The following is a 3072-nucleotide window of genomic DNA, read 5'->3' as shown; positions in this document are numbered from 1 at the left end:
GTGGTGGGTGCGCCGGTGGGCTCCTCGCCCCGGCGCAGCGCGGCGAGCCGGTCGGTGAGCGACTCGCCGGGGGCGAGCATCGCCCGGCCGCCGATCGTCCCGCTCGCCTTCGGCTTCGGCGCGGGCGGCGCGACCGGCGGCGGGCTGACCGGTCGCTGCACCGGCACCACCGCGTACGGGTCGGTCACCGAGTGCACGGCGCTGGCGGTGCTGGTCAGCGGGCCGGTGAGCAGTTCGCGCAGGGTGGCCCGGGCGGTGTGCACGTCCAGCCGGCGGGCCGGGTCCTTCTCCAGCAGGCCCATCAGCACCGGGGTGAGCGGTCCGCTGCGCGACGGCGGGGCGGGCGGGTCCTCGACCACCGCGTGCATGGTCTCGATCGGGTCGCCCTTGTCGAACGGCGGTCGGCCCTCCACCGCCGTGTAGAGCGTCACGCCCAGCGAGAACAGGTCGCTCGGCGGGCCGAAGTCCTGCCCCATCGCCCGCTCGGGGGAGATGAAGTGCGGCGAGCCGAGCACCATCCCGGGGGTGGTGAGCTGCACGTCGGTGGGCATCCGGGCGACCCCGAAGTCGGTCAGCACGCAGCGGCCGTCGGTGCAGATCAGCACGTTGGCCGGCTTCACGTCGCGGTGCAGCACGCCGATCGAGTGCGCCACCTCCAGCGCGCCGAGCAGCGCGATGCCGATCTTGGCGACCGCCCGGGGCGCGACCGGGCCGTCCTCGATCACCATGTCGGCGAGGCTGCGGGCGTCCAGCAGCTCCATCACGATCCACGGGCGACCGGCCTCGGTCACCACGTCGTAGACCTGCACCACCGCCGGATGCTGGATGGCCGCCGCCGCGCGGGCCTCGCGCAGGGTGCGCTCGTACATCGCGTCACGGTCGCTGGGGGCCAGCCCCGGGGGAAGGACGACCTCCTTCACCGCGACGTCGCGGCGCAGCAGGGTGTCGGCGGCACGCCAGACCGTGCCCATGCCGCCGTTCCCCACCGGGGAACGCAGCGAGTACCGGTTACCGATGGTGGTGCCGGGTGCCGCACGTCCGTTCGGGGGACTGACCGGTCCGCCGCTCCACGTCGGAATCTGAGTCACAGAAAAGCCACCGGGGGAGTTCGAGGGGGCTGGGACACAACCTCCCTATCTTGCTTGTTCCGACGCCCGATGCGAAACCCGGCGCGACGGACGTTTATCGAAACGATGGGGCTGACCCGCGGGTTCACCTCCGACGTCGGTCCCGTGGTGTGCGGTATCCCTCACCCTGCGCACCGTCCACCACGCGGGTGGTGTCTCCCGGGATGTGGACGACGGTACGCCGGTCCCGGCGCCGCCGCCGGCTCCGACGCGCGGTGTCCCCGGTGGCCGGGGCCGGTGTCGCCGTTCCGGGCGGAGCGGACGCGCCCGGGTGATGATCGGTGGCGTGAGGGGTAATCCGATCGGGTGAGGTGGGACGCACAGCGTGTGCGGTCGAGGCGGGGCCGGGCGTGTGAGCGTCGGGTGCCGTCGTCGCCGGGTGTCGTCGGGTAGTTGTCGGAGCGTGCGGCCGGCGAGCCTGCCAATGCGACAATTCGGGCCATCACTCCCGGTGTTCGGCACTGATTTTTGGATCTCCGGCCGGTTACGCGTTGTAGGAGGTGTGGGTCAGATGGCGGCCTTCGACCCCGATCTACCTGCTGTCCCGCACGTTGTCGACGCCTCCGACCAGGGTGTTCGTGACGCATCGCGGTCTGATCATCACCGGAACGAGGTTGCGCAGCGTCACCGTCAGCGGTCTAGGCTGTCTGCTGTCCTGCCCGAAGATCCATCCATTCCTAGTGATCGAGATGCCGACGTGACGAGTGCGCTGACCCTGCCCGGAGCCGGCCACCCGGGGCCCTCGGGGCCGCTGGAGTTCCCCGGCTCCCAGCCCCTGCCCGCCGAGCTGGACCACCTCCTCGCGCTGCGGGTACCCGGGCTGGTCGCCACCCGCCGTCACATCCACTCCCATCCGGAACTCTCCGGCGCGGAGTTCGAGACCGCCGCCCTGGTCGCCCGGGAACTCTCCCTCGCCGGGCTCCACCCCCGGCTGCTGCCCAAGGGCAACGGCGTCATCTGCGACATCGACGGCCGGCCGGACGGTCCGGTGGTGGCGCTGCGCGCCGACATCGACGCGCTGCCGCTGACCGACGCCAAGGACGTGCCGTACCGGTCGACCGTCGACGGGGTGTGCCACGCCTGCGGCCACGACGTGCACACCACCATCCTGCTCGGGGTGGGGATGCTGCTCGCCCAGCTCGCCGACGCCGGGGAGCTGCCCGGCCGGGTCCGGCTGATCTTCCAGCCGGCCGAGGAGATCCTGCCCTGCGGCTCGCTGGAGGTCATCGAGGCCGGCGGGCTGGAGGACGTCGTCCAGATCTTCGCGCTGCACTGCGACCCGAGCCAGCCGGTGGGCAAGGTCGGCCTGCGGGTCGGCCCGATCACCGCCGCCGCCGACAACGTGACCGTGCGGTTGAGCGGTCCGGGCGGGCACACCGCCCGCCCGCACCTGACCGTCGACCTGGTCGACGCGCTCGGCCGGCTGGTCACCGAGGTGCCCGCCCTGGTCAGCCGCCGGGTGCCGGCGAGCAGCGGGCTGCTGCTGGTCTTCGGCCACGCCTCCGCCGGCACCCGGTACAACGTGATCCCCTCCGAGGCGTCCGCCTCCGGCACGCTGCGGGTGATGGACCGTGAGGCCTGGGACCAGGCCCCGAAGATCGTGGCCCAGGTGGTCCGGGACGTGCTCGCGCCGACCGGCGCCACCGTCGACCTGGAGTACCTGCGCGGGCGCCCGCCGGTCAGCAACGACGCCCGCGCCATCGGCGTGCTCACCGCCGCCACCGCCGCCGCCCTCGGGCCGGAGGCGGCGGCGGAGACCCCGCAGAGCATGGGCGGCGAGGACTTCTCCTGGTACCTGGAGCACGTCCCCGGCGCGCTGGCCCGCCTCGGCGTCGGCCGGGCCGGCCCCAACGTGGACCTGCACCGCCCCACCTTCGACGTCGACGAGCGGGCCATCCCCGCCGGGGTACGGCTGCTGGTCCAGACCGCGCTGCGGGCCCTGGCG

2 protein-coding genes are annotated in these 3072 nt (G+C 73.3%); one reads left to right on the top strand and one right to left on the bottom strand.

The window, feature by feature from the left end:
• Positions 1–1088 (bottom strand): serine/threonine-protein kinase (locus AWW66_RS31805; protein ID WP_157528294.1); only part of this gene is annotated, 1088 nt, incomplete at its 3' end.
• 736 nt (positions 1089–1824) lie between these two features.
• Here AWW66_RS31805 and AWW66_RS31800 point away from each other — a divergent pair.
• Positions 1825–3072: amidohydrolase (locus AWW66_RS31800; RefSeq protein WP_067374438.1), on the top strand; the 1248-nt coding region annotated here is incomplete at its 3' end.

The organism is Micromonospora rosaria (genome assembly GCF_001567585.1).
Taxonomy (GTDB): Bacteria; Actinomycetota; Actinomycetes; order Mycobacteriales; family Micromonosporaceae; genus Micromonospora; species Micromonospora rosaria.
Note: the sequence above shows the minus strand (reverse complement) of the source record. Positions and strands in the feature narration are given on the sequence as shown.